The organism is Sphingopyxis sp. KK2 (assembly GCF_001990265.1).
Taxonomy (GTDB): domain Bacteria; phylum Pseudomonadota; class Alphaproteobacteria; order Sphingomonadales; family Sphingomonadaceae; genus Sphingopyxis.
Genome location: NZ_LYVN01000217.1, coordinates 1 through 4,360 on the forward strand (window position 1 = coordinate 1; position 4,360 = coordinate 4,360).

The window sequence follows — 4,360 nt, forward strand, 5'->3', positions numbered from 1 at the left end:
GGGCGAGCGTAGCGAGCGTCTGCCGGTGCAGATGCCCACCCCGCTGCGACTAGGGAGCAAGCTCCCAAGTCTCGCTGCCCCTCCCGCTTGCGGGAGGGGGTGTGAAGTCCGAAATGTCGCATCACACCAGCGCTTTCGCTTCGTCGTCCATCGTGCCGGTGACGTCGCTCGGCTGGAGGAGCATTTCGGTGTGGGCGGCGCCCGACGGGATCATCGGGAAGCAGTTGGCGAGCTGCGCGACGCGGCAGTCGACGATCACCGGTCCCGGCGTTTCGATCATCGCCTGGATGCCGGCGTCGAGTTCGCCAAGCGTGTCGATGCGCAGGCCCGTCCAGCCATAAGCATCGGCGAGCTTCACGAAATCGGGCAGGCTGTCCGAATAGCTGTTCGAATAGCGGCTTTCGTAGGTGAGTTCCTGCCACTGGCGGACCATGCCCATCCACTGGTTGTTGAGGATGAAGATCTTCACCGGCAGGCGGTACTGACTGACTGTGCCCATTTCCTGGATGTTCATCTGGAGCGAGGCTTCGCCCGCGATGCAGATGACGAGACGGTTCGGGTGCGCGATCTGCGCGCCGACCGCGGCGGGAAAGCCATAGCCCATGGTGCCGAGGCCGCCGCTGGTGAGCCAGCGATTGGGCGCCGAAAAGCCGAAATGCTGCGCCGCCCACATCTGGTGCTGGCCGACCTCGGTGGTGATGATCGGGTCCTTGCCGCGCGTCGCGTCGAACAAGGCCTTCACCGCGCGCTGCGGCATGATGTCGGCGCCGGCTTCCTTCTTTTCGGGGAAGTCGAGGCAGCGCGTCGCGCGCCAGCCGTCGACGCGGCGCCACCATTCGCCAAGGTCGCGCGGCTTGTGGCCTGCATCCTGCCAGGCGGCGATCAGCGCATCGAGCGCGCGGCCGGCATCGCCGACCACCGCGACGTCGATCGGCACGATCTTGTTGATCGAGCTGCGGTCGATGTCGATGTGGATCTTCTTCGCCTCGGGCGCGAAGGCGTCGAGGCGGCCGGTGACGCGGTCGTCGAAGCGCGCACCGACCGCGATGATCAGGTCGGCGCGGTTCATCGCCATATTGGCTTCATAGGTGCCGTGCATGCCGAGCATGCCGAGCCATTTGGGATCGTCGCACGGGAAGGCGCCGAGCCCCATCAGCGTCGAGGTGATCGGCGCGCCGGTGAGCGACACGAGCTGGCGCAGCGCGGCGCTGGCGTCGGGGCCGGCGTTGATCACGCCGCCGCCGGTGTAGAAGACCGGCCGTTCGGCCGCGGCGATCAGCGCGATCGCTTCGGCAATCGCGGCGGCGTCGGGCTCGACCTGCGGGCGATAGCTCTTGTGGTCGATGCGGTTGGGCACGCGGTAGGTGCCGGTCGCGACCTGGACATTCTTGGGAATGTCGATGACCACCGGGCCGGGACGGCCGTGGGTGGCGATATAGAAGGCCTCATGCATCACCGGCCCCAGTTTTTCGGGGTCCATCACCAGATAATTATGCTTGGTGCAGTGGCGCGTGATGCCGACGGTGTCGCATTCCTGAAAGGCGTCGGTACCGATCAAAGTCGTCGGAACCTGGCCGGTCAGCACGACCATCGGGATCGAATCCATCAGCGCGTCGGTGATGCCGGTGACGGCATTGGTCGCGCCGGGACCCGAGGTGACGAGCACGACGCCGGGCTTTCCGGTCGAGCGCGCATAACCCTCGGCGGCATGGGTCGCCGCCTGTTCGTGGCGGACGAGGATGTGCTTGATCGTCGGATGCTTGAAAAGGGCGTCATAGATCGGAAGGACCGCACCGCCCGGATAGCCGAACACCGTGTCGACCCCGAGGTCGACCAGCGCCTGAACCACCATGTCGGCACCACTCATTTCCGTCACGACAAACTTCCTTTCCTTCATGCGCGCACACGGCAAGCGGGGGGCTTGTGCGTTGCAGCAGGTCGGCGGGCAATAGGTATATGATTCTATCCTGTCAACAGCGTATCACGTAATATTATTGCGATTTTGTTGATATCATCGTTGTTTAATGATTCCGGGTGGCGCGGCCAGTCGGCGGGGGGCTGGTGGCGGAACCAGGTGAACTGGCGCTTGGCATATTGGCGCGTGGCCGCCTGCGCGAGCGCGAGCGCCTCGGCACGGCTGACTTCGCCGCGCAGATATTGCGCGATTTGCGGCACGCCGATCGCGCGCATCGCGGGGAGGTCGGGATCGAGGTCGCGTGCGAGCAGTGCCTCGACCTCCGCCAGCGCGCCGCCGGCGAACATCGCCTCGAGCCGCCGGTCGCAGCGGTCGCGCAGCCAGTCGCGCGGCGGCAGCAGCAGGAAGGGGGTGAGCGCGATCTCATCCGCGATGCCGCCGCTCGTCGCGGCCTGCCAGTCGGCGAGCGGGCGGCCGGTCGAGCGGATGACTTCGAGCGCGCGCGCGACGCGGGTGCTGTCGGCGGGATTGAGCCGCGCGGCGGCGGCGGGGTCGGCGCCGGCGAGCGCGGCATGCGCGTCGGCAACCTCCATCGCGCGCACCGCGTCGCGCACCGCGGGGTCGATCTCGGGCACCGGGGCGATGCCGAAGAGCAGGCTGCGCAGGTAAAGGCCGGTGCCGCCGGTGAGGATGGGAACCTTCCCCGCGGCATGCGCGTCCTTGATCGCCGCGCGTGCTTCGTCGGACCAGCGCGCGGCATTATGCGCCTCGGCGGCGTCGACATGGCCGAAGAGACGGTGGGGGATGCCCGCCATTTCCTCGTCCGTGGGGCGCGCCGAGAGGATGGCGAGGTCGGCATAGACCTGGCTGGCGTCGGCGTTGACGACGACGCCATTGCCAAGGTGGCGTGCAAGTGCCACGGCCAGCGCGCTCTTGCCGCTTGCGGTGGGTCCGGCGATAAGCGCGACGGGCGGCGGTGCCGCCGAAGAGAGGGAAGGTGATGCCATGTTCGTAGCCACGCTGATAGCAGCCGGGAAGCTGACCGACGAGGTGGTTCGCGAGGCGATCGACCGGCTCGACGCGACGGGACACGAAGTCGGCGCACCGCACTGGCTCGACGTCGGCGATGCCGCCGATATCGTCTTCCAGGGCAGCCTGGTCAGCGCGCGCGAGGAACTGGCGAAGATGGACCATGGCGCGCTCGACGTCGTCGTCCAGCCGCTGGGCGACCGCACCAAGAAACTGATTATCGCCGACATGGATTCGACGATGATCACCGTCGAATGCATCGACGAACTCGCCGATTATGCAGGGATCAAGGACCAGATCGCCGCGATCACGCAGCGCGCGATGCGCGGCGAACTCGATTTCCGCGCCGCGCTGTTCGAGCGCGTCGGGCTGCTCGGCGGGATGGCCGAGGGTGTGCTCGCCGAATGCCGGATGGAGCGGGTGCGACTGACGCGCGGCGCGCGCACGCTGGTGCAGACGATGAAGGCGCATGGCGCTTATTCGGTGCTGGTGTCGGGGGGCTTCACCGCCTTTGCCGACCCGGTGGGCGAGGCGATCGGCTTCGACAAGGTGATCGCGAATAATCTGGAGATTTCGGGCGGCAAATTGTCGGGCCGCGTGCTCGAGCCGATCGTCGACAGCGCCGCGAAGCTCGAGACGCTGGAGGCCGAGGCGGCGAAGCACGGCCTGCCGCTCGCCGAGACGCTGGCGGTCGGCGACGGCGCGAACGACATCCCGATGATCACCGCCGCGGGGCTGGGCATCGGATATCATCCGCATCCGTCGGCGGGCGAGGCCGCCGACGCCGCGATCCGGCATCACGACCTGACCGCGCTGCTCTGGGCGCAGGGCTATCCGCGGCGGTCGTGGGTGCTGGGGTAGTGGCGGGGCACCGCATCTATTCGATCAGCGTCGCGAGCGTGTACCCGCATTATGTCGCCAAGGCCGAAAAGAAGGGGCGGAGCAAGGCCGAGGTCGACGAGATTTTTCGCTGGCTGACCGGCTATGACCAGAAAGCGCTCGAGGGCGAACTGGCGGCGGGGACGAATTTCGAAGATTTCTTCGCGCAGGCGCCGAAGCTCAATCCCGCGCGCGAGCTGATCACCGGGGTGATCTGCGGCATCCGCGTCGAAAATGTCGAGGAGCCGTTGATGCGCGAGATCCGCTATCTCGACAAGCTGGTCGACGAGCTGGCGAAGGGCAAGAAGATGGAGAAGATCCTGCGCGGCTGAGGCAGCGGCGCGCATAGTGAAATCTCAATGCGGCGGGCGAAATTCGCTCTCGAATTCCTACGCGCGCCGGCTTTAATGCCATCGATCATGATGATCGATATCGCACCCCGGAAACCGAGCTTTTCTTCGCGGCGCCTGCTCGACCCGCGCTGGCCCGCGGTCGCGGCGGCGCTCGCGCATCTGCGCGCGGCGCGGCGGCGCAGCC

At 66.9% G+C, this 4,360-nt stretch carries 4 protein-coding genes; 2 read left to right on the forward strand and 2 right to left on the reverse strand.

Annotated features, from left to right (window positions below):
- Positions 1–121: 121 nt before the first annotated feature.
- Positions 122–1,876: an acetolactate synthase 3 large subunit gene (locus B1A78_RS20600; protein ID WP_077148742.1), complete on the reverse strand. Its 1,755-nt coding sequence runs from the start codon at positions 1,874–1,876 to the stop codon at positions 122–124.
- 86 nt (positions 1,877–1,962) lie between these two features.
- Positions 1,963–2,922, reverse strand: coding sequence for a tRNA (adenosine(37)-N6)-dimethylallyltransferase MiaA (gene miaA / locus B1A78_RS20605; RefSeq protein WP_077148739.1), 960 nt, complete (start codon positions 2,920–2,922; stop codon positions 1,963–1,965).
- Between miaA and serB the strand changes: the two genes are divergently transcribed.
- Together serB and B1A78_RS20615 are read left to right on the forward strand one after the other, a co-directional pair.
- Positions 2,921–3,805 carry a phosphoserine phosphatase SerB gene (serB, locus tag B1A78_RS20610; protein ID WP_077148740.1) on the forward strand — a complete coding sequence of 295 codons (885 nt, stop codon included), beginning with the start codon at positions 2,921–2,923 and terminating at the stop codon, positions 3,803–3,805. The two genes, miaA and serB, sit on opposite strands and share 2 nt — an antisense overlap.
- Positions 3,805–4,155 (forward strand): DUF2200 domain-containing protein, encoded by a 351-nt coding sequence (locus tag B1A78_RS20615; RefSeq protein ID WP_077148741.1) that lies wholly within the window; start codon positions 3,805–3,807, stop codon positions 4,153–4,155. The genes serB and B1A78_RS20615 overlap by 1 nt, the downstream gene beginning before the upstream one ends.
- Positions 4,156–4,360 lie beyond the last annotated feature (205 nt).